Origin of the sequence: Caballeronia sp. LZ028 (assembly GCF_031451415.1) — a bacterium.
Lineage (GTDB): Bacteria > Pseudomonadota > Gammaproteobacteria > Burkholderiales > Burkholderiaceae > Caballeronia > Caballeronia zhejiangensis.
Genome location: NZ_JARUXN010000001.1, coordinates 1,761,122 through 1,782,279 on the forward strand (window position 1 = coordinate 1,761,122; position 21,158 = coordinate 1,782,279).

A 21,158-nucleotide genomic window follows, 5' to 3' on the forward strand; every position below is an offset into this window, starting at 1 on the left:
ATTCAATGAAAACAGCTTTGACGATCAAGGCGCGCCTCGGCATCTCGATGGCGTTTCTGGGGGCACTGCTCATCGCGATCGGCGCGTTGGGGCTCACCGGCATGAGCCATTCGAATCGCGCGTTTCAAGACACCTATTCGGTGCAGATGCCCGCGGCGATCGCCGTCGGCAACGCGGAAATGTATGCGGCGCGCGAGCGTCTCGTGTTCGATCGCGCGGCGCTGCTCGCCGGCACGCCGGAGGTGGCGGCCACGGTCGAGCGCGCGCGCATGATGCGCGAACGCGCGGACGGCTACTGGAAGCAATACCTGGCGCTGCCGCAAGCGCCGGAAGAAAAGCGCCTCGCCGACGCCGCTCAGGACCGGCGCCTCGCGCTGCAGGGCATCGTCGACAAGGGCGTCGCGGCGGTCTTGGCGAACGATCACGACGCCATCATCGCGAACGCCAAGGCGATGCAGGCGACGTACAACGAGCTCGCCAACGCCAACGACGCGCTGCGCAAGCATCTGACCGAAGCATCCGCGAGAAGCTATGAGGAGACGCAGGACCGCTTCGGATGGTTCCGCGCGCTGAGCTTCGGCGCGATCGCGCTCGGCATCGCCGCGGCCGCGTTCGCGTGGCTGTCGCTCAGGCGCGCCATCGCGCGGCCGCTCGAAGCGGCGCTGGGTCATTTCGAATCGATCGCCGCGGGCGATCTGCGCCGCGAGGTCGCCATCACGTCGCGCGACGAAATGGGCCAGTTGCTCGAAGGTCTCGCCAAGATGCGCGCGAGCCTGCTGACGACCGTCCGCACGGTGCGCTCGGGCAGCGAATCGATCGCGTCGGCGACGCAGCAGATCGCCGCGGGCAATACCGATCTGTCGTCGCGCACGGAAGAACAGGCATCGGCGCTGCAGGAAACCGCGTCGAGCATGGAAGAGCTGACCGGCACCGTCCGCCAGAACGCCGACAACGCGCGGCAGGCGAGCGCACTCGCGGCGAACGCGTCGGAAATCGCCGGCAAGGGCAGCGCGGTCGTCACGCAGGTCGTCGACACGATGCGCGAGATCAACGGCAGTTCGTCGAAGATCGCGGACATCATCACGATCATCGAGGGCATTGCGTTCCAGACCAACATTCTGGCGCTCAACGCGGCCGTCGAAGCGGCGCGCGCGGGCGAAGAAGGGCGCGGCTTCGCGGTCGTCGCGGGCGAAGTGCGCAGTCTGGCGCAACGCTCGTCGGCGGCGGCGAAGGAAATCAAGGAACTCATCGACACGTCCGTGGCGCGCGTGCAGACGGGCACGACGCTCGTCGACGAAGCCGGCCGCACGATGAGCGAGATCATCGGCGCGGTGCAGCGCGTGACCGACATCATGGGCGAGATCGCGGCGGCGTCGGAGGAACAGTCGAGCGGCATCGAGCAGGTGTCGCGCGCCGTCACGCAGATGGACGAAGTCACGCAGCAGAACGCGGCGCTCGTCGAGGAAGCGGCGGCCGCCGCGCAGTCGCTCGAAGATCAGGCCGGGCGGCTGCGGCAGGCGGTGGCGGTGTTCCAGGTCGCGGACGGCGCGGCGCTTGCTGCTGTTCCGGCAGCATCCACGATGGCGGCGAAAATTGCACCGCGCGCAACGATGCCTGCGCGCGTTGCCTTGAAGTCGGCGAAGCGCGCACCCGCCGCGCCGTCGCCCGCGCCGAAAGCGTCCGCTACGACGGAGGCAAGCGGCGACTGGGAGACGTTCTGAGCGTGACAGACGGCGCTTAAGGCCCGAATGCGCGCGAGTGCACACGCGCGCGACCAACGTCGATCCGGTAACCCGTACACTGGTGGGTGCCTCACCGCTCACACGAGGATATCGACATGACCGGATCGACACTCGCCGCGAAGCTCGCGGACGCCCGCCGCCGGCATCAGCTGATCGACACGCTGGCGCCGGCCGACATACCTGCGGATGCGCCCACCGCCTACGCGATCCAGCACGAGATGCTGAGAGAGGCGGATGCGCGCATCGGCGCCTGGAAGATCGGCGCGCGCGCCCCCGACGCGCTCGCCACGGGCGCGCCCATCGACGCCGCGCTCGTCCATGTTTCGCCCGCGCGCCTACCTTTTCAATCGTTTTTCCGCGTGCTCGTGGAACTCGAAGTCGCGTTTTGCTTTTCCTATGCGCTGCCCGCGCGACCCGACCCTTACACACGCGAGGAAGTATTCGACGCGATCGGCGGCATCGCGGTCGCGCTCGAAGTCGTCGACAGCCGTTTCGCTCAATGGCCCAATCTCGATCCGCTGGCCCAGCTCGCGGATTCGCAGAACAACGGCGCGCTCGTCGTATCGGGCATGGAACCTTACGACGTCGTCGCGCCGGGCTTCGACTTTCTGATGCCGCGACTGGAATTCACCCTCGACGGCGTGTCGATCGCACCGGCCGCGCTCGGCAATCCCGCGGGCGATCCGCGCGAATTGCTGCCGTGGCTCGTCAACCATTGTTCTCGCATGGGTTTGACGGTCGAGCCGTTCTGGACCATTACAACAGGTTCCTATACGGGCGCGTATCGCGTCGATGGACCGGGCATGCTGCATGGTGCGATCGATCGCATCGGCGAACTGGAATTGGTGCTCGCATGATGTTCGGATGCGCCGCACCGGGAACGATTATTGATGATGTCGCACGCGCATCGTCTTTATCGGATGCGTGCATCTCTTGAGCGCTTGTCCACGTAACCAAGGATGTGAGGCGCACGTCGCATTGGCGGACGGAAGCAGTAGATAAGTAGCGAAGAGCGCGGGGAAGCGAACAGGCAGGGACCATGTCGCGCAAGAGGATAGCGACATTGGGATGAACATTGTAGGTGAACGAAAATAGCGCACCAAGCTAGGAATTCTTCGAAGCAAATGAACAACGCAAGTGCGTGAAAAAAAATTCGAAAGGGTTTAGGATGATTTCAAGCGATGTCGTTTCGATTACGCGCGTTGCGCACGGCATAGCTTTCTGACTTCGGCGAGGAGGTAGCATGGATATCTACAGCAGTTTCGCGACGCGCTTCGAAAAAACTCGCGAGGAGGAATTCTCGCTCGAAGAGTATCTCGCGCTCTGCAAAGAAGATCCTGCCACATATGCAACAGCGGGCGAACGCATGTTGACGGCCATCGGGGAACCGGAGATGGTCGACACTCGGCTCGACCCGCGTTTATCGCGTGTGTTTGCAAACAAGGTCATCAAGGTGTATCCGGCATTCCGCGAGTTCTACGGAATGGAGGAAGTGATCGAGAACGTCGTGTCCTACTTCCGGCACGCGGCGCAGGGTCTCGAAGAGAAGAAGCAGATCCTTTATCTGCTGGGTCCGGTGGGCGGCGGCAAGTCGTCGATCGCCGAACGACTCAAGCAGCTCATGGAGCGGGTGCCGTTCTATTCGCTGAAGGGCTCGCCCGTCAACGAATCGCCACTCGGCCTTTTCGATTACGACGAAGACGGTCCGGTGCTCGAAGAGCAATACGGCATTCCGCGCCGCTATCTCAAGAGCATTCTCTCGCCGTGGGCGGTGAAGCGCCTGCACGAGTACAACGGCGACATCCGCAAATTCCGCGTCGTGCGCCGCTATCCGTCGATTCTTCGTCAGATCGGCATTGCCAAGACCGAGCCTGGTGACGAGAACAATCAGGACATCTCGTCGCTCGTCGGCAAGGTGGACATCCGCAAGCTCGAAACGTATTCGCAGGACGACGCCGATGCCTACAGCTATTCCGGCGGCCTGTGCCTCGCCAATCAGGGCTTGCTGGAATTCGTCGAGATGTTCAAGGCGCCGATCAAGGTGCTGCACCCGCTGCTGACCGCGACCCAGGAAGGCAACTTCAAGGGCACGGAAGGCTTCGGCGCGATTCCGTTCGACGGCGTCATCCTCGCGCACTCGAACGAGTCGGAGTGGAAGGCGTTCCGCAACAACAAGAACAACGAAGCACTGCTCGATCGTATCTTCGTCGTGAAGGTGCCGTACTGCCTGCGCTACGGCGAAGAGATCAAGATCTACGAGAAGCTGCTGCGCAATTCGTCCCTCGCCGAGGCGGTCTGCGCACCGGGCACGCTCAAGATGATGGCGCAGATGGCCGTGCTCACGCGTCTGCACGAACCGGAGAACTCGAGCCTCTTCTCGAAGATGCAGGTCTACGACGGTGAGAACCTGAAGGACACGGACCCGAAAGCGAAGTCGTATCAGGAGTATCGCGATTACGCGGGTGTCGATGAAGGCATGACGGGCGTGTCCACGCGTTTCGCGTTCAAGATCCTGTCGCGTGTCTTCAACTTCGATTCGAGCGAGGTCGCGGCGAATCCGGTGCATCTCATGTACGTGCTCGAACAGCAGATCGAGCGCGAGCAGTTCCCGCCGGAAACGGAGCAGAAGTATCTGTCGTTCATCAAGGACGTGCTCGCGTCGCGCTATGCCGAGTTCATCGGCAAGGAGATTCAGACCGCTTATCTGGAGTCGTATTCGGAGTATGGACAAAACATCTTCGACCGCTATGTGACGTATGCGGACTTCTGGATTCAGGATCAGGAGTTCCGCGATCACGACACCGGCGAGAGCTTCGACCGCGCGGCATTGAACGCCGAGCTGGAGAAGATCGAGAAGCCCGCGGGCATCAGCAACCCGAAGGACTTCCGCAACGAGATCGTGAACTTCGTGTTGCGCGCTCGTGCGGCCAATGGCGGCAAGAACCCCGCGTGGATCAGCTATGAGAAGCTGCGTGTGGTGATCGAGAAGAAGATGTTCTCCAACACCGAAGAACTTCTGCCGGTGATTTCGTTCAACGCGAAAGGATCGGCCGAAGAGCAACGCAAGCACGAAGACTTCGTCAATCGCATGGTCGCCAAGGGTTATACGCCGAAGCAGGTCCGGCTCCTGTGCGACTGGTATCTGCGCGTGCGCAAGTCGTCGTGATGTAAGCAAGGCAAGACGGGAGCCGGCGCTCGAAGCGCCTGGCTCCGGTCCCGCGCAAAGCGATAGTCAGGAAGTCCCGGCGGCCCGGGCGCGTGGATTGCAACCGGACCGCACAGTGGACAGTTTGCGAGACGAAAGACGCTGCGATTAGTCGAAGCTCCGCGCAGCGTCTCACAACCTCGCCAATAACGCGGGAGACTGGATGTGCTGCACCAAATCATCGACCGCAGGTTAGCCGGCAAGAACAAGAGCATCGCCAATCGCGAGCGCTTCCTGCGACGCGTCAAGAGTTACATTCGCCGCGCCGTTTCCGACGCGGTGCGCGATCGCAGCATCAAAGACATTCAAAGCACTCAGAGCATCACCATTCCCAAGAAGGACATCTCCGAGCCCTCGGTCCGTCACGGACCGGGCGGCACGCGCGAGTACGTTCATCCGGGCAATGCGGATTACATTCGCGGTGACAAGATTCCGCGCCCGCCGGGCGGCGCGGGCGGCGGCGGCAAGAGCGCGAGCAACGAAGGCGAAGGGCAGGACGACTTCGTTTTCGAGCTGTCGCGCGAAGAGTTCATGCAGTACTTCTTCGACGATCTCGAACTGCCGCGCCTCGTCAAGACGCAACTGCTCGCCGTGCCGACGTGGAAGAACGTGCGCGCGGGCTGGGCGGCGGAAGGCACGCCCAACAATATCGACGTGGTGAGATCGCTGCGCTCCGCGCTCGGACGGCGCATCGCGCTCGGCTGGCCGCTTGCATCGCAACTGCGTGAGATGGAGCGCCAGCTCGAACAGCTGAAGGAAGAGAACGGCGATCCCGAAGACATCGCCCGGCTCGAAGCGGATATTGTCATCATGCAGGGCCGGATCACGCGCATTCCGTTCATCGATCCGTTCGACCTGCGCTACATCAATCGCGTGAAGCAGCCGACGCCGTCGAGCAAGGCCGTGATGTTCTGCCTGATGGACGTCTCCGGTTCGATGGACGAGCAACGCAAGGATTTGTCCAAGCGCTTCTTCATCCTTTTGTATCTGTTCCTGCAGCGGAACTACGAGAAGATCGAAGTCGTGTTCATCCGGCACCATACGCGCGCGGAAGAAGTGGACGAAGACACGTTCTTCCATTCGACGGAAAGCGGCGGCACGGTTGTGTCGAGCGCGCTCGAACTCATGAAGAAGATCATGGACGAGCGTTATTCGCCGACTGAATGGAACATTTACGGCGCGCAGGCATCGGACGGCGACAACTGGACGGACGACTCGCCCAAGTGCCGCAAGCTGCTCGCGGAAGACATCCTGCCGAAGGTCCGGTATTTTGCCTATATTCAAGTTGCGCCGGAGGAGCAGAATCTCTGGTTGGAGTATGCTCAGCTTGCGATGGGCGCGCCTGAACTCGCCATGAAGAAAGTCGATTCGGCGGCGGACATCTATCCGGTGTTCCGCGAGCTGTTCGAGAAGCAGCAGGCGGCCGCATGACGACGCGGCATTTGCACAACGAGACGCGTGGGTATCAGCTGGAAGGCACGGACGATCGTGTGGATTCCCAGCTCGAATCAGAGGCCAGGCAACGCAAGGCGTCCGCGAAAGCAGACGGCGCGCACGAGGAAGGCAGAATGAATGTATCGGAGAAGCGGCGACCGCTGCCGTGCCCGTCGGACTGGAGCGTCGAACTGATCGAGGAGTACGACGCCGAGATATCGCGCGTCGCGAACCGTTATGGTCTCGACACCTATCCGATCCAACTGGAAATCATCAGCTCCGAGCAGATGATGGATGCGTATGCGTCCGTCGGCATGCCGGTGAATTATCGCCACTGGTCGTTCGGCAAGCACTTTCTTGCGACCGAGAAAGGCTATCGGCGCGGGCAGATGGGCCTCGCGTATGAGATCGTTATCAACTCGAATCCCTGCATCGCGTATCTCATGGAAGAGAACACCATGACGATGCAGGCACTCGTGATTGCGCACGCCGCGTACGGGCACAACTCCTTTTTCAAGGGCAATTATCTTTTCCGCCTGTGGACGGACGCGCACGCGATCATCGATTACCTCGTCTATGCGAAGAATTACATCGCGGAGTGCGAGGAGCGTTACGGGCTGGATCGCGTCGAGGAACTGCTCGATTCGTGCCACGCGCTGATGAATTACGGCGTCGATCGCTATAAGCGGCCGCAGAAACTGTCGCTGGCGAAGGAAGCGGCGATGCGCCGCGAGCGCGAAGCGTATCTGCAATCGCAGGTCAACGAACTGTGGCGCACGCTGCCCAAGGGCAAGGAGCCGTCGCCCGAGGAAACCGAAAGCCGGTATCCGCCGGAGCCGCAGGAGAATCTGCTGTATTTCGCGGAGAAGAATGCGCCGTTGCTTGAGCCGTGGGAGCGGGAAGTGATCCGCATCGTGCGCAAGATCGGGCAATATTTTTATCCGCAGCGGCAGACGCAAGTCATGAACGAAGGCTGGGCCACGTTCTGGCATTACACATTGCTGAACACGCTCTATAACGAAGGCCGTCTCGAAGACAGCTTCATGATGGAGTTTCTGCATTCGCATTCGAATGTGGTGTATCAGCCGCCGGTGACGAAGCCGTATTACAGCGGCATCAATCCGTACGCGCTCGGCTTTTCGATGATGAGCGACATTCGCCGCATCTGCGAAAACCCGACGGACGAGGATCGCGAATGGTTCCCGGAACTCGCGGGAAGCGACTGGCTGGAATCGCTGCATTATGCGATGCGCAATTTCAAGGACGAGAGCTTTATCGCGCAGTATTTGTCGCCGCATCTGATCCGGGAAATGCGTCTGTTCTCGATTCTCGATGACGATATGCGCGATGCGCTGGAAGTGTCGGCCATTCATGACGACAGCGGATATCGTTACGTGCGTCAGGCGCTGTCGCGGCAATACGATATTCATCATCGGGAGCCGAACATTCAGGTTTATTCGGTGAACACGCGTGGGGATCGCAGCCTGACGCTGCGGCATTTCATGACGGATAACCGCCATCTCGCGAACGATAGCGACGAAGTGCTCAAGCACATGGCGCGCTTGTGGCAATTCGACGTTTATCTGGAAAGCGTCGATGAAAACGGAACGGTGAGGAAGCGGTTCGAATGCCGGTATACGGCGCCGAGTACGCGCTGACATCACCTCCGACAGTTATCTGAACAACGCGCGCCGTCTTGAAAGGACGGCGCGTTTTTTTTGCTCAGACGTCGCTTCGCATGGATCGCAGTCAGCCACGAATTAAGAGGATTCGTCTAAACAATCTGCGCTACATGACTGAGAATTGTCCGCAGGAGGATCGAACCATGGCGGACAATTCAGCACCCAGTTCTGATAAATGGCGCGACGGAATAAGTGCAGCGGTTGGGGATGATAGATGGAACAGTTGGGACAATGAAGTTCAGCTGGCGGTCAGCGAATTCAATCATCACCTGATCGGAAACGCGGGATATCGACCGCTCGATTGGCGGATCATCAAGGCAATGACATGGGTCGAATCCGGCGCCAACAGTTCCGAATGGAAAAAGAAGCCGATGCAAATAGGTGTAGCAGGAGATCCGGGGCTGTCAGCGCTGCTCTCTGCCAAGGAAGGTGGAGACTTGATTCTGCCGCCAGCATGGAAGTCCCGCCTGACGGTCGCGTCGGTCAGAGCAGACCCCCTTCATAACATTCGGGCGGGAGTGGGTTATCTGCTCATGCGTTCGGCAAGATTCGAGTACCGAAGTGTGCTGGACGGCGATTCCAGAACGTTCGATGTAACCGTCAAGGGTGGCGATAGCCTCGAAAAGATCGCAAAGGCGCAGGGGAGTACGGTCGATGTGCTCAAAAGCCTGAATCCGGCAGCGAATATCCTGCGCTCGGGTCAAATCTTAAAGTGCCGAAAGGCATCGATCGGACAAGTCATCACTGGCTGGCGACCGATAAACTCAGCCATGATTGCGAATCGCTATAACGGCGGTGGGGACAGCGAGTACGCAAAAAAATTCGACTACGTCTGGACCATTATTGCGCGATGAAGAATGAGAAGGCCATGAGTACGTTAAGGCGCGTCGGCGTGAGTCTAATAGCCTGCTTTCCATTTTTCGGTCATGCAAATTCAGTGTTGAGCGAAAAGGAACTACGCGCACAATGCAGTTCACTCCACTTTTCGCAGGTGCACGTGCGCGCGTGCCTGGAGGAAAAAGCAAATCAGAGCGAACGCGATTTGAAACAGGCCGAACAGAATGCTATCAGCGCGCTCGCGCAGTGGGATGAAGACGACAGATTCAGCCGCGCGGCCCGAGCGGGTCTCTCAACGTCGAATAAGTCGTTCACTCAGTATCGTGAGGCTCAATGCAAATTCTCAGCGTCACTCAATGGTGGGGCCGCAGGGAATTCTCACGAGATCAGGCGACTCGCGTGCATCGCAGAACTCAACAGCAGACGCGCAGAACAACTGCGCAGCGCAGCGTCGGAACTACCTTCGAAGTAACCGGGGTACGTGGCATGGCAGCGCGCCAATGCTGCGAGACGACCACTACGCGCCGCAATTCAGATCGCCTTCAACTTGATAACCAGCGTGCGTTTCCCTCGTTCGACAGTCACCTCGCCGGTCGCGGCCGCGTTCAACAGTTCGAGCAGACGGACGAACTTAAGCGTCGCAACCGACGTCCGCTCAACCATGACGACCCGATCGCCAATCTCGATGCCGCTTGCGGCCAATCTGCCGTCCGGTGCGAGTGCGGCGACCCTGTAGCGATCGCCAGCGCGCTGCAGGCCAGCGCCGATGATCGAGGGCGTGCTGTCTTTGGGCGTATCGGGAAGATCGAAGCAGAACCGGTAGTGACGGAAATCCATTTCGAAGCGGTCCATCTTTTCCAGCAAGCCCTGGCCGATACGAGGCGTTGGTGAGCCTGCCAGCACCGTGAGTTTCGGTAGCGCCTTCTGACCGATGGCGAATCCGGCGATCAAACCCTGCTGATTCGGCGTGAATCGATCGGTCGCATCGTAGGAAAAGGTCGTATTGATGCGCTCGAACCATTGCGCTTCCGCGATCGCATCGAACGTTTCCTGTGGCAGCGCGACATCCCCGTTGTCGCCCGTATCGAGCAGGAACGGCAAAGATTCGTCCCTGAGACGCAGTTCGATGAGCGGCGTTCGCTGCGCGGCATCCAGCGTCATGAACGCGCACTGCTGCCATGCATGCGCAGGTGCTTCGCCGGCATACGCGGAGAGCCGCCCGGCAACATAATCGGCTCGCCATGTCAGATTGCGCATCGACTCCATCCCGATGATGCCGTCGAAAGGCCTCTCATCGACGGAAGAAAGGCGCGCCATATCACCGATGAGCACAGCGCCGCCCGCCGGGATCGACCAGCCGTCGAGACGGATCGGCGGACTCGTGCCAAGCTCCATGCGCATCGTGTCGCTCGCCGTTCCGCTCGTGACGGCGCGGTCGCCAAGGGACTCCGATAGCAGGCCGTTCCTGAGGAAAACCGCTTCGGCGGCCGTCGTCATCGGGACGGCGGCCAGCCGACCGCGCCTATCGAGTACGTTCAGGGTCGCACCTGTATCCAGAAGGACCCGCACTGATTTGCCGTCCGCGCTGCGCGCCTCGAGGAGCCAGTGGCCGTCACGCTTGAGGGGAACCGAAAGCACCGGAACGTCGTCGGCCGCGGCGGGCATGTCGTCGTGCCTGCCGTTGCAACCGGCGAGCACCGCGCAAAGTAAAAAGCCAGTTGCCGTTGCTCGGAGTTTTGCGAGTCTGGGATCGGTTGTCATGCGGTACTGCCGGATGGTGGTTCGAAACCACCACATACAGACAGCCTGCACGCCAAGACACATCTTCTTGATGATTCGTTACAGACGAGCAGGCCACGACACCAGGCAGACCAACGCGCGTCACTCGCCCCGGCCGCTCACCCCATCCTGCGAAAACAAATCCCAGCTCGCCATGAACAGCGCCGCGACGAGCGGCCCGATCACGAACCCGTTGATGCCGAAAAGCGCCATCCCGCCGAGCGTCGAAATGAGCACGACCCAGTCCGGCATTTTCGTATCCTTGCCGACGAGAATCGGTCGCAGTACGTTATCGACGAGCCCGATCACCACGACGCAGAACGCGACCAGAATCAGCCCCTTGACGATTTGCCCCGTCATGAAAAAGTAGAGCGCGGCGGGCGCCCACACGATTGCCGCGCCGACCGCGGGCAGCAGCGACAAAAACGCCATCAGCACGCCCCACAAAAGCGAACCGCCGATGCCGAGAATCCAGAAAATCAGCCCGCCGAGAAGACCCTGCACGGCCGCAACCGCGATGTTCCCCTTGACCGTCGCGCGCACCACGGTCGTGAACTTCGCGATCAGATGCTGCTTCGGCTCGGGATCGAGCGGAATCGCGCGCCGGATGCGCCGTCCGATTTCGCCGCCATCGCGCAGTAGAAAAAACACCAGATAAAGCATCACGCCGAAGCTCACCACGAACTGGAACGTGTTCTGCCCGATCGACAGCGCCTGCGTCGCGGCGAACTGGCTGATCTGCGACGCGCCTTCCATCAGCTTGCGCTGCACGCCGGGAATGTCGTCGAGTCCATAACGGCCGAGCAGTTGCTGCACCGACGCCGGCAACGCGTGCAGCACATGCTGGAAGTAAAGCCCGAAATTCAGCTCGCCGCTCTTGATCCGCGCGTAGACGAGGGCGATTTCCTGCACGAGCGTCACCGCGACGATCGCGAGCGGAATGATGACGATGAGAATCGCGGCGGCCAGCGTCGTCAGCGCGGCGAGGTTTCGACGCTTGCCGAAGCGCGCGGCGAGGTAACGCTGCATCGGCTGAAACAGGATCGCGAGAATCGCACCCCAGAAGATGGCGCCAAAAAACGGCAGCAGCACCCAGGCGAGCGCGAGCGTCACGACGCACAGCAGGATATGGAAGAAATTCTGATTGACGTTGTGGTTATTCATTAGCGGCCAGGAAACAAACAAAAGGGCGAAGAGCGGGGCGTTCGCGCTAGGGTTCGAGCAAGAATTCGTCCAAGGGTTCGCCGCGAACCGGCCGATTGTTCGGTCACTGCTGGAGCCGAACCGCTCGCGTCGACTAAAATCCGGCTTCCAATCCTTGCGGATCGCTTTCCGGGAACACGGCGAGCAGGCGCGCGAACGAGCCGATCGTTCGTACGCGGCGTTTATCCGCTCAACGCATCGAACAATGAATCCAGGCGTCGTCTACGCATTCGCGGCCTTTGCCATCTGGGGCCTTTTTCCGATTTACTTCAAGGCCTTGCATTCGATCGGCGCGGTCGAGATGCTCGCGCATCGCATGGCGTGGTCGATGGCATTCCTGCTGATCGTCATGACCGTGCGGCGTCAATGGAAGTGGCTCGGCCCCGTCCTGCGCGACAAGCGTCTGCTTGCGCGTTTCGCCGCGAGCGCCGTGCTGCTGTCGGCGAACTGGGGCATCTATATCTGGGCGGTGAACGACGGGCGCATCGTCGAGGCGAGTCTCGGCTACTTCATCAACCCGCTCGTCAACGTGCTGTTCGGGATGGCGTTCCTGCACGAGCGGCTGCGGCCGGTGCAGTGGCTCGCGGTAACGATCGCCGCGGCAGGCGTCGCGTGGCTGACGTGGGTGAACGGCGCGCCGCCGTGGATCAGTCTCGCGCTCGCGCTGACCTTCGGCGGCTACGGGCTGTTGCGCAAGACCGCATCGCTCGGCGCGCTCGAAGGACTCACGCTCGAAACGATGCTGTTGTGTCCCGTCGCGCTGCTGTATCTCTTTTTTCTGAATTCGCACGGCGGCAGCGGCTTCGAACATGCCTCGCTCAGCGTGAAACTGCTGCTTGCGGCGGCGGGGCCCGTGACCGCGGTGCCGCTGCTGCTGTTCGCGGCAGGCGCGCGGCGCATTCCGCTATCGATGCTCGGGCTCATCCAGTACATCACGCCGTCGCTGCAATTGCTGATCGGCGTCGTGATCTATCACGAGTTCTTCGGGCACGATCAGGTGATCGGCTATGGCGCCATCTGGACCGCGCTCGCGATCTACTCGCTCGAAGGCGTGGTTCGCGCCCGCGCGGCCCGCGTCTGAACGATCAGCGCAACGCGTCGCCGAAGCGGTATTCGACCGTCGCTTCATCGAGCTTCGCCTTGATGTCGGGATCGATCGGCTGATCGACGGCCGCGAGCGTCTCGTTCAGCTGATCGGGCCGGCTCGCGCCGATGATCGCCGACGTCACCGCCGGATTCGCCAGCACCCACGCGAGCGCCGTGCTCGCGAGCGAGCGTCCGGTCGGCGCAACGATTCCCTTGATCGCTTCGATGGTGTGAAATTCGCGCTCGTGCCAGTACCGCTGCGTATACATCGCGCCTGCCTTGCCGACCGCGCCGGTGAAGCGTCCGTCGCTCGGGGCGGCGTCGTAGCGGTGCTTGCCCGTCAGCAGTCCGCCGGCGAGCGGGTTGTAGGGAATGACGGCGAGTCCTTCCTCGGTCGCGAGCGGCAGCAATTCGCGCTCGATCTGGCGAAAGAGCAGGTTGTAGCGCGGCTGCACGGAGACGAAACGCGCGGCGCGCAGCACATCCGAGCGGCCGAGCGCGCGCGCCAGCCGGTACGCCAGAAAATTCGACACGCCGATATAGCGCGCCTTGCCTTGCCGCACGATGGTATCGAGCGCTTCGAGCATCTCGTCGAGCGGCGTGTCGTGATCGTCGTTGTGAAGCTGATAGAGATCGACGTAATCGGTATCGAGCCGTTTGAGCGATGCATCGATCGCGTCGAGCAGATGCTTGCGCGATGCGCCCTTGTGCCACGCGAGCGGCCCCATTTCATGCACGGCCTTGGTCGCGAGAATGTAATGGTCGCGACGGCCTTTCAGCCAGCGGCCGACGATTTCCTCGGTGCGGCCCGCGAGATCGTGCCCGCTGCCGAGCGGATAGACGTTCGCCGTGTCGATGAAATTGACGCCCGCGTCCGCTGCCCGGTCCATGATGCTGCGCGACACGTCTTCCTCGGTCTGCAGGCCGAAGGTCATCGTGCCGAGGGTGAGACGCGAAACGGTGAGACCGGTATTGCCGAATTTGCGGTATTGCACGGTTGCGCTCCAAAGATCGGTTGGACGGACAGAATACTTGCTATGCCGCGCGCTTGCCCGCTGTGGCAGGCGCGGAGCGGCCCGGCGCGTCATCGAGATAGCGGAACACGACACCCGACAGCAACGTGACGACGCCCATGCACACGAAACTCAGCTTGAAGCCGGTCGCAGTCGAGAACGACCCCTGGAAGAGCTGCACGAGCGAGCCGCCGATCGACACGCCCAAACCGATCGCGAGCATCTGCACCATCGAGAAGAGGCTGTTGCCGCTGCCCGCGTCCTTGCTCGACAGGCCTTTCAACGTGACGCTGTTCATCGCGGCGAACTGCATCGAGTTGCACGCGCCGAACACGGCGAGAATCGCGATTTCGACGGCGAGCGGCAGCGTCGGCGAAAACAGCGCGAACGCGACGATCGACGCGCCCACGAGCGCCGTGTTCACGAGCAGGAACATGTCGTAGCCGTAACGCTTCACGAGCTGCGCGATCCAGCGCTTGCTGATCGTGCCGGCGATGGCGATCGGCAGCATCATCAGACCCGAATGCAGCGGGCTGTAGCCGAGTTCGAGCTGCATCAGAAGCGGCAGCAGAAACGGCACGGCGCTCGATCCGATCCGGCATAGCAGATTGCCGATCAGCCCGACGCTGAAGTTCGGCTCGCGAAAGAGCGCGAGCTGAAAGAGCGGATTGCGCTTCTTGCGCGCGTACGGAACATAAGCGAACGCCGACACGGCCGCGAGCGCGAACAGCGCCGCCGATACCGCGCCGCGATGCGTCTCGACCGGGCAATCGAGCGCGAGCGAGAACGACACCATGCACATCGAGAGCAAGCCGCAGCCGACGAAGTCGAAGGGCGGGGCGTCATGCACCGTGTCGTTCGGCAGGAAGCGCTGCACCGCGTACAAGCCGACCGCGCCGATCGGCACGTTGATCAGGAAGATCCAGTGCCACGAGAACGACTCGACGAACCAGCCGCCAAGCGTCGGGCCGAGAATCGGGCCGACCTGGCCGGCGACGGAGATCATCGCGAGCGCGGAAACGTAGGCTTCGCCCGACACGGCGCGCAATATGGCGAGACGCCCGATCGGCAGCAGCATCGAGCCGCCGACGCCCTGCAGCACGCGCGCGAGCACCAGTTGGTTCACCGAGTGCGCGTTCGCGCAGGCGAGCGAGCCGATTACGAACAGCGAAATGGACACCTGATAGACGCGGCGCGTGCCGAAGCGGTCGGCGAGCCAGCCCGATGCGGGTGTGAGCAGCGCCATCGTGAGCGTGTAGGCGACGACGATCGACTGCATCGCGAGCGGCGCGGCGTTCAGACTGCGCGCGATGGAAGGCAGCGCCGTGTTGACGATGGTCGTGTCGAGCGCCTGCATGAAAAAGCCCACGGCGACGATCCAGAGCAGTGCCGTGTGGGAGGAACCTTTGGTCATGTGGAAGCGGAGTTGCGGAGGGCCGCGCGCCCACGAAAGCCTTTTGAAAACAAGGTCGTTTGCGCGATATGTGAAATCTTAATGACTCCGCACGTCATCGGGAAGACCGCTAGCCGCATTGACTGTCATCGGAATATGCGATGACAATATCGCATGCTCAATCCAGTCTGGCTGACGACATTCGCGACGGTGGCCGCGTCGCACAGCTTCACCGACGCCGGGCGCCAGCTCGGGCTGCGGCAGTCGAGCGTGTCCGAGCATATTCGTCGCCTGGAGGAGAGCGTCGGGCGGCGGCTTTTCGTGCGCGATACGCATTCGCTCGCGCTCACCGCCGACGGCGAAGCGATGCTGGTCCACGCCCGCGTGATTCTGGAAGCGATGGCGCACGCGCAGTCGCAGTTCAGCTCGCCGCGGCTGCGCGGACGCGTGCGGCTCGGCTCATCGGACGATATCGCGCTCGGGCCGCTGCCGAGCGTGCTCGCGGCCTTTCGCGACACGCATCCCGATGTCGAGCTGGAGATTACGATCGGCATGACGGGACGGCTCTATCAGATGGTCGATGCGGGCGAGCTCGATCTCGCGGTCGGCAAGCGGCGTCTGGGCGATGCGCGCGGCATGCGGCTTTTTTCCGGCCGGCTCGAATGGCTCGCGAAGCCGGGAACGGTCGTCGATACGAAAGAGCCGCTGCCGCTCATTCTGGTCTCGGAGCCGAGCGTCACGCGCGGCGTCGTGCTCGATTCGCTCGCGATGTCGGGCGCAAGCTGGCAGATGGTCTGTACGAGCAGCAGCCACGCGGGCTGCATCGCCGCGGCGCGCGGCGGTCTCGGGCTGACGGTGCGCTCGCATTTCCTGGCGGCGCGCGGACTCGCGCCGCCGGTGAATCGCGCCGACTTGCCCGAATTGCCCGAAGTGGAATTCATCGCGTTCGGCGCCAAACATCTGAGCCGTCCGGCCGAAACCTTGCTACAGCTTCTGGAAAATAGCGATCTGCGCGGCGAATGGGACGGCGAATGACATGTGCGGGCAGGGCACCGGACGCGGCCCTGCAACGACCGGCAGACCCGAATGGCTATCTGCAAACTGTTCTTATATATTGTGCGGCGTTTGAAGTAGCCACCTTAAAAGACGTGCTTCGGTTCTTCCTTTTCTTCACTTCCGGTTTGCCCGGCATCCGTGCGCTTCTCGCGGCGATCGCGTTCGCCGCGTGCTCGAACGCCCACGCGGCGACCTATCTGACGAAACACTGCGCCGATCTCGAAGGGAAAACCGTGCCCGCGTCTATCATCGGCTTGCCGACGCGCGGCGCGGCGATCGTTTCGGCATCGGTCGTCAAGGCGGCGGCGCTCGGCAACCGCAACGGCGAATACTGCCGCATTACCGGCTTCATCAGGGCGCTGCAGGACACGACGCCCGATATCCGCTTCGAAGTGAATCTGCCGAGCCGCTGGAACGGCCGCGCCCTGCAGATGGGCGGCGGCGGCTACAACGGCACCATCGTTTCCGGCACCGAGCCGATGTCCTTCGCCCCCGATTCGACGCCGCTCGCGCGCGGCTACGCGACCTTCGGCTCCGATTCGGGCCACGTCGGCAATTCGGGGCGCGCGGACTTCGCCGGCAACGACGAAGCCATCGTGAACTTCGGCTTCGGCCATCTGAAGAAAACCCGCGACGTCGCGCTCGCGCTGATCCAGATGGGCTACGGGCGGGCGCCCGAAAAGACCTATTTCGCGGGCGGCTCGACCGGCGGCCGCGAGGGCTTCACGGTGATCGAGCGGTTTCCGAACGACTACGACGGCGTCATCGCCAACGCGCCCGCCATCAACTTTTCCGGCGTGCGGCTGATGGGCGTGAAGATCGGCCAGGCGTCGTATGCGAAGCCGGGCGGCTTCGTCGGCCTTGCGCAGCAGCGGCGCGTCTTCGAGACCGTCGTGCACGATTGCGACCGGCTCGACGGCGCGGCGGACGGGATCGTCAGCAATGTCGAGGCGTGCAGGAAACTGGAGCCGCAGATCATCGCGTCGCTGCGTTGCGAGAACGGACAGCGGCCTTCCTTGCGCGACAGTTGTCTGTCGGACGCGCAGATCGACACGCTCGAGACCCTGCGCGACGGCGTCACCTTGCCGTATCCGCTCGCGTATGACGTCAGCGCCTATCCGGGCTACAACGTGTTTCAGGGCGTGGACTTCTCCGGCGCGCTCGGCCTCGGCGATTCGCCGACGCTGCTCAATCCGCCGACGTTCGCCGCGAACGGCTATCTGTTCGCCCAAGGCGATGCCTATATCCGCCACTTCGTCACGCGCGATCTCGCGTTCAGCTCGCTCACGTTCGACGTCGACACGCCCGGGCGCTTCAAGCAGCGCCTCGTCACGCTCGCGTACACCGTCGGCGCGATGAACCCGGATTTCACCGCGTTCATCGCGCATGGCGGCAAGCTCATCGCGATGCACGGCCTCGCCGACGAAGTCATCAGCCCGAATCAGACGATCGCGTTTTATCGCGGGCTCGTCGATCGTTACGGAAAGGACAGCGTCGATGCGTTCATGCGGCTCTACATGGTGCCGGGATTCCAGCACGGCAACGGCGTGTTCATCCCCGCGTGGGACGAGCTCGGCGCGCTCGACGACTGGGTGAGCAACGGCATCGCGCCGGAGACGCTCATTGGCAGCGACATCGCGCCCGCCACCAACGGACGCACGCGGCCGATGTGCCGTTATCCGAACTATCCGCGCTATATGGGCAAGGGCAGCATCAACGTCGCGGCGAGCTTCCGTTGTGTCGAGCCGTGAGCATCGGCATCGGCATCGTCAGAATGCGTTGGCGTGCCGGTCCGACATGCGCGGCCAGTATCTCGCCAGCCAGCGCGACACGAGTCCGCGCTTCGCGACGCGATACGACGTGAGCGACACCTCGATCGGCTGATCGCTCTCGGACGTGAGCCACACACGCTCGCCGCGCGCGAGACGCACGACATCGCCGGGCTTCATCCAGTAATCGTACGGATCGCGATGACGCGTCAGCCAGATCGACGGCGCCACCGCATCGCCGATGCGCAGTTCGGCGTCGCGCGTGAGCCGCCACGACACCATCTGATGCGGATGCACTTCGACAAAGACCACGACGCGCGCGCCCGATGCAGCAAGGCGCCCGGAAGCGACGCCGTGGCCGACGCCATGACGCGCGAAAACTTGCGATACCTTTTCCATCTCTGCTCTCCATGATGTGAGCCGAAGACGGAACCTTGCACGCAAAAACAAGAAGGCCCCGTCTTGCGGCGGGGCCTTCGGAATCTGTCTGCTTGCTTTTCTGCTAGCGCACACGCTGTCCCGATGACCCGCCACGGATGGCGTTCATGCGGCTTTTAATCGCGGCGATGGAGAAAAGGATGGCTGCGTGCATGTGTCGCAGTATCGATGGGCATGTTCGTGTTTGTCAATATCGAGATAGACTTGAACGCAATCAAAAAACATTCGGAGGCTCGTCGTGGCTTATCTGCTACTCGTCGTGGAACCGGTCAAACAGCGTGGCCAGCGCACGGAGGAAGAGGGGCGCGAGGCGTATCGCCAGATGGGCGAATTCGCGGAAGGACTGAAGGCGCGCGGCGTGCTGCGCGCGGTCGAATCGCTGACATCGCTCAGGGATGCGGCGCGCGTCAGCGCAACGAACGGCGATGCGCGCGTCATCGACGGACCGTTCGCCGAAGCTAAGGAGATGATTGGCGGCTTTTTTCTGATCGATTGCGAAACGCGCGCCGAAGCGGTCGCGATCGCGGCCGAATGTCCGGCAGCGAAATGGTGCACCGTCGAAGTCCGAAAAGTCGGCCCTTGCTATACCTGACACGCGCTTCGTGTCGATTTTCCTGCGCGCCGTTCGTCGTGGTATTGAAAACAGCGATCAACCCGGAGACCGCCGCCATGCACAAACAAATTTTCGTGAACCTTCCCGTTCGCGATCTCAAGCGTTCGATGACGTTTTTCAAGGCACTGGGCCTGAGCTTCGATCCGGCGTTCACGAATGACGACGCCGCGTGCCTCGTCATCGGCGAAAACATTTACGCGATGCTGCTCGTCGAAACGTTCTTCCAGACTTTCACCGAAAAACCGATCGTCGATGCCCACGCGAGCACCGAAGCGCTCGTGTGCCTGTCGTGCGAAAGCAGGGCGGAAGTCGACGATCTGGTTGCGAAAGCCATCGCCGCGGGCGGACGTGCGCCGCGCGCGCCGCAGGATCACGGCTTCATGTACGGCCACGGATTCGAAGATCTCGACGGCCATATCTGGGAGCTCGTGCACATGGATCCGGAAGCGGCGTGAGCGGGCGCGCGAAACGGGACAGCACGCCGGACGATGCCGCCCGGCGCGCCATCGACGCGGTGTGGCGCATCGAGTCCGCGAAGGTGATCGCGAGCGTGGCGCGCGTCGTGCGCGACGTCGCGCTTGCCGAGGAACTGGCGCAGGACGCGTTCGTCGCCGCGCTGGAACACTGGAGCCAACCGGGCGTGGGCGTGCCCGAGAAGCCGGGAGCGTGGCTCATGACGACAGCGAAGAACAAGGCGCTCGACCGTCTGCGGCAACACGCGCTGCACGCGCGCAAGCACGAAGAATACGGACGCGATCTCGACGCGCGGGAAGCGCATATCACGCCCGATTTCGTCGATGCGCTCGATGCCGCGCGCGAGGACGACATCGGCGACGATCTGCTGCGGCTCATCTTCACGGCGTGTCATCCGGTGCTGTCCGTCGATGCCCGCGCCGCGCTGACGCTGCGCCTGATCGGCGGACTCACGACGGATGAAATCGCGCGTGCGTTTCTCGTGCCGGAGCCGACGATCGCGCAACGTATCGTGCGCGCGAAGCGCACGCTGTCGGCCGCCCGCGTGCCGTTCGAGGTACCGAAAGCCGATGCGCGCGCCGCGCGGCTCGGATCGGTGCTCGAAGTCATCTATCTGATTTTCAACGAAGGCTATTCGGCGACCGCCGGCGACGACTGGATGCGACCGGCGTTGTGCGAAGACGCGCTCAGGCTCGGGCGCATCCTCGCGGAGCTGACGCCGGATGAGAGCGAGGTTCACGGGCTCGTCGCGCTGATGGAGATTCAGGCGTCGCGGACCAAGGCGCGCGTCGACCGGGAAGGCCGTCCGGTGCTGTTGCCGGATCAGGACCGCAGCCGCTGGGATCCGCTTCTGATCCGGCGCGGGCTTGCCGCGCTGGAGCGATCCGAAGCGCTGGGCGGTGCGCGCGGCGTGTATGCGTTGCAGGCGGCGCTCGCGGCGTGCCATGCGCGCGCGCCGAGCGCCGCCGACACCGACTGGCCGATGATCGTCGCGCTCTACGACGCGCTGATGCAGACTGCGCCGACGCCTGTCGTCGAACTGAATCGCGCGGTCGCCGTGAGCATGGCGTACGGGCCGGAAGCCGCGCTGCCGATCGTCGACACGCTCGCCGACGCACCCGCGCTCAAGAGCTATCACTGGCTGCCGAGCGTGCGGGCGGATCTGCTCGCGAAGCTCGGACGCAAGAACGAGGCGCGCGCGGAATTCGAGCGCGCGGCTTCGCTGACGAAGAACGGGCGGGAACGCGCGTTTCTGCTGGAGCGGGCTGGCGAGATGGGATGAGACTGTGAGAGATGAGCTTCGTCCAATCGCGTCATTGATTTAACATAAGACAAATTATCGGCGTTTTTGATGTAGGAGCAACATGAGAATGTCGTGTTCTAGCAAGATACAAATGTCGTGTTTTTGCGACCACTGGCAAGCTGGCGACTGAC

At 62.3% G+C, this 21,158-nt stretch carries 18 protein-coding genes; 13 read left to right on the forward strand and 5 right to left on the reverse strand.

The window, feature by feature from the left end; all coding sequences use genetic code 11:
- The first annotated feature begins 5 nt into the window (after window positions 1-5).
- The 7 genes from QCE58_RS08430 to QCE58_RS08460 all read left to right on the forward strand — a co-directional run bounded on the left by QCE58_RS08430 (window position 6) and on the right by QCE58_RS08460 (window position 9,372).
- Window positions 6-1,721, forward strand: coding sequence for a methyl-accepting chemotaxis protein (locus QCE58_RS08430; RefSeq protein WP_008349650.1), 1,716 nt, complete (start codon window positions 6-8; stop codon window positions 1,719-1,721).
- 116 nt (window positions 1,722-1,837) lie between these two features.
- The gene (locus QCE58_RS08435; RefSeq protein ID WP_250521113.1) at window positions 1,838-2,599 is read left to right on the forward strand and encodes a hydratase; all 762 of its coding nucleotides are present in this window, start codon (window positions 1,838-1,840) and stop codon (window positions 2,597-2,599) included.
- A 386-nt stretch (window positions 2,600-2,985) separates the two neighbouring features.
- Entirely contained in the window at window positions 2,986-4,908 is a 1,923-nt protein-coding gene (locus tag QCE58_RS08440) for a PrkA family serine protein kinase (RefSeq protein ID WP_008349646.1), read from the forward strand.
- Window positions 4,909-5,112: 204 nt separating this feature from the next.
- Window positions 5,113-6,378, forward strand: a complete 1,266-nt coding sequence (locus QCE58_RS08445) for a YeaH/YhbH family protein (RefSeq protein ID WP_309779438.1) — start codon at window positions 5,113-5,115, stop codon at window positions 6,376-6,378.
- On the forward strand, window positions 6,375-8,039 hold the full coding sequence (locus tag QCE58_RS08450; RefSeq protein ID WP_008349642.1) for a SpoVR family protein: 1,665 nt from the start codon (window positions 6,375-6,377) through the stop codon (window positions 8,037-8,039). Before QCE58_RS08445 ends, QCE58_RS08450 begins: the two co-directional genes overlap by 4 nt.
- Before the next feature lie 167 nt (window positions 8,040-8,206).
- Entirely contained in the window at window positions 8,207-8,917 is a 711-nt protein-coding gene (locus tag QCE58_RS08455) for a LysM domain-containing protein (RefSeq protein WP_250521114.1), read from the forward strand.
- Window positions 8,918-8,931: 14 nt separating this feature from the next.
- A complete protein-coding gene (locus tag QCE58_RS08460) occupies window positions 8,932-9,372 on the forward strand; it encodes a lysozyme inhibitor LprI family protein (protein ID WP_175982893.1) in 441 nt (146 codons plus the stop codon).
- Window positions 9,373-9,431: 59 nt separating this feature from the next.
- Here the strand turns inward: QCE58_RS08460 and QCE58_RS08465 are convergent, their stop codons facing one another.
- Entirely contained in the window at window positions 9,432-10,661 is a 1,230-nt protein-coding gene (locus QCE58_RS08465) for a hypothetical protein (protein ID WP_250521115.1), read from the reverse strand.
- A gap of 120 nt (window positions 10,662-10,781) precedes the next feature.
- The gene (locus QCE58_RS08470) at window positions 10,782-11,843 is read right to left on the reverse strand and encodes an AI-2E family transporter (protein WP_175982891.1); all 1,062 of its coding nucleotides are present in this window, start codon (window positions 11,841-11,843) and stop codon (window positions 10,782-10,784) included.
- Between the two features lie 244 nt (window positions 11,844-12,087).
- On the opposite strand from QCE58_RS08470, the gene rarD reads away from it, so the two are divergent.
- Window positions 12,088-12,963 carry an EamA family transporter RarD gene (rarD, locus tag QCE58_RS08475; protein ID WP_008349632.1) on the forward strand — a complete coding sequence of 292 codons (876 nt, stop codon included), beginning with the start codon at window positions 12,088-12,090 and terminating at the stop codon, window positions 12,961-12,963.
- A gap of 4 nt (window positions 12,964-12,967) precedes the next feature.
- Here the strand turns inward: rarD and QCE58_RS08480 are convergent, their stop codons facing one another.
- Together QCE58_RS08480 and QCE58_RS08485 are read right to left on the reverse strand one after the other, a co-directional pair.
- Complete coding sequence (locus QCE58_RS08480) at window positions 12,968-13,963, reverse strand: aldo/keto reductase (protein WP_250502035.1); 996 nt, start codon at window positions 13,961-13,963, stop codon at window positions 12,968-12,970.
- Between the two features lie 40 nt (window positions 13,964-14,003).
- A complete protein-coding gene (locus tag QCE58_RS08485; protein WP_250521116.1) occupies window positions 14,004-15,395 on the reverse strand; it encodes a DHA2 family efflux MFS transporter permease subunit in 1,392 nt (463 codons plus the stop codon).
- Window positions 15,396-15,548: 153 nt separating this feature from the next.
- Here QCE58_RS08485 and QCE58_RS08490 point away from each other — a divergent pair, with 153 nt between their 5' ends.
- Window positions 15,549-16,409 carry a LysR family transcriptional regulator gene (locus QCE58_RS08490; protein WP_008349626.1) on the forward strand — a complete coding sequence of 287 codons (861 nt, stop codon included), beginning with the start codon at window positions 15,549-15,551 and terminating at the stop codon, window positions 16,407-16,409.
- A gap of 113 nt (window positions 16,410-16,522) precedes the next feature.
- On the forward strand, window positions 16,523-18,181 hold the full coding sequence (locus tag QCE58_RS08495; RefSeq protein WP_250521117.1) for a tannase/feruloyl esterase family alpha/beta hydrolase: 1,659 nt from the start codon (window positions 16,523-16,525) through the stop codon (window positions 18,179-18,181).
- A gap of 18 nt (window positions 18,182-18,199) precedes the next feature.
- Here QCE58_RS08495 and QCE58_RS08500 read toward each other — a convergent pair whose 3' ends face one another.
- Window positions 18,200-18,598 carry a DUF2917 domain-containing protein gene (locus QCE58_RS08500; protein ID WP_250521118.1) on the reverse strand — a complete coding sequence of 133 codons (399 nt, stop codon included), beginning with the start codon at window positions 18,596-18,598 and terminating at the stop codon, window positions 18,200-18,202.
- Between the two features lie 277 nt (window positions 18,599-18,875).
- On the opposite strand from QCE58_RS08500, the gene QCE58_RS08505 reads away from it, so the two are divergent.
- From QCE58_RS08505 to QCE58_RS08515, 3 genes are all read left to right on the forward strand, one after another.
- On the forward strand, window positions 18,876-19,229 hold the full coding sequence (locus tag QCE58_RS08505; RefSeq protein ID WP_250521119.1) for a YciI family protein: 354 nt from the start codon (window positions 18,876-18,878) through the stop codon (window positions 19,227-19,229).
- Window positions 19,230-19,306: 77 nt separating this feature from the next.
- On the forward strand, window positions 19,307-19,705 hold the full coding sequence (locus QCE58_RS08510) for a VOC family protein (RefSeq protein ID WP_175982886.1): 399 nt from the start codon (window positions 19,307-19,309) through the stop codon (window positions 19,703-19,705).
- On the forward strand, window positions 19,702-21,006 hold the full coding sequence (locus QCE58_RS08515) for an RNA polymerase sigma factor (RefSeq protein ID WP_250434714.1): 1,305 nt from the start codon (window positions 19,702-19,704) through the stop codon (window positions 21,004-21,006). The genes QCE58_RS08510 and QCE58_RS08515 overlap by 4 nt, the downstream gene beginning before the upstream one ends.
- Window positions 21,007-21,158: the final 152 nt, after the last annotated feature.

Bases quoted from the DNA above. Each gene is read 5' to 3' on its own strand.
- QCE58_RS08470 (WP_175982891.1), bottom strand. From the start codon at position 11,843: ATGAATAACCACAACGTCAATCAGAATTTCTTCCATATCCTGCTGTGC.
- QCE58_RS08510 (WP_175982886.1), top strand. From the start codon at position 19,307: ATGCACAAACAAATTTTCGTGAACCTTCCCGTTCGCGATCTCAAGCGT.
- QCE58_RS08435 (WP_250521113.1), top strand. From the start codon at position 1,838: ATGACCGGATCGACACTCGCCGCGAAGCTCGCGGACGCCCGCCGCCGG.
- QCE58_RS08430 (WP_008349650.1), top strand. From the start codon at position 6: ATGAAAACAGCTTTGACGATCAAGGCGCGCCTCGGCATCTCGATGGCG.
- QCE58_RS08490 (WP_008349626.1), top strand. From the start codon at position 15,549: ATGCTCAATCCAGTCTGGCTGACGACATTCGCGACGGTGGCCGCGTCG.
- QCE58_RS08455 (WP_250521114.1), top strand. From the start codon at position 8,207: ATGGCGGACAATTCAGCACCCAGTTCTGATAAATGGCGCGACGGAATA.
- QCE58_RS08500 (WP_250521118.1), bottom strand. From the start codon at position 18,598: ATGGAAAAGGTATCGCAAGTTTTCGCGCGTCATGGCGTCGGCCACGGC.
- QCE58_RS08465 (WP_250521115.1), bottom strand. From the start codon at position 10,661: ATGACAACCGATCCCAGACTCGCAAAACTCCGAGCAACGGCAACTGGC.
- QCE58_RS08485 (WP_250521116.1), bottom strand. From the start codon at position 15,395: ATGACCAAAGGTTCCTCCCACACGGCACTGCTCTGGATCGTCGCCGTG.
- QCE58_RS08440 (WP_008349646.1), top strand. From the start codon at position 2,986: ATGGATATCTACAGCAGTTTCGCGACGCGCTTCGAAAAAACTCGCGAG.
- QCE58_RS08460 (WP_175982893.1), top strand. From the start codon at position 8,932: ATGAGTACGTTAAGGCGCGTCGGCGTGAGTCTAATAGCCTGCTTTCCA.
- rarD (WP_008349632.1), top strand. From the start codon at position 12,088: ATGAATCCAGGCGTCGTCTACGCATTCGCGGCCTTTGCCATCTGGGGC.
- QCE58_RS08450 (WP_008349642.1), top strand. From the start codon at position 6,375: ATGACGACGCGGCATTTGCACAACGAGACGCGTGGGTATCAGCTGGAA.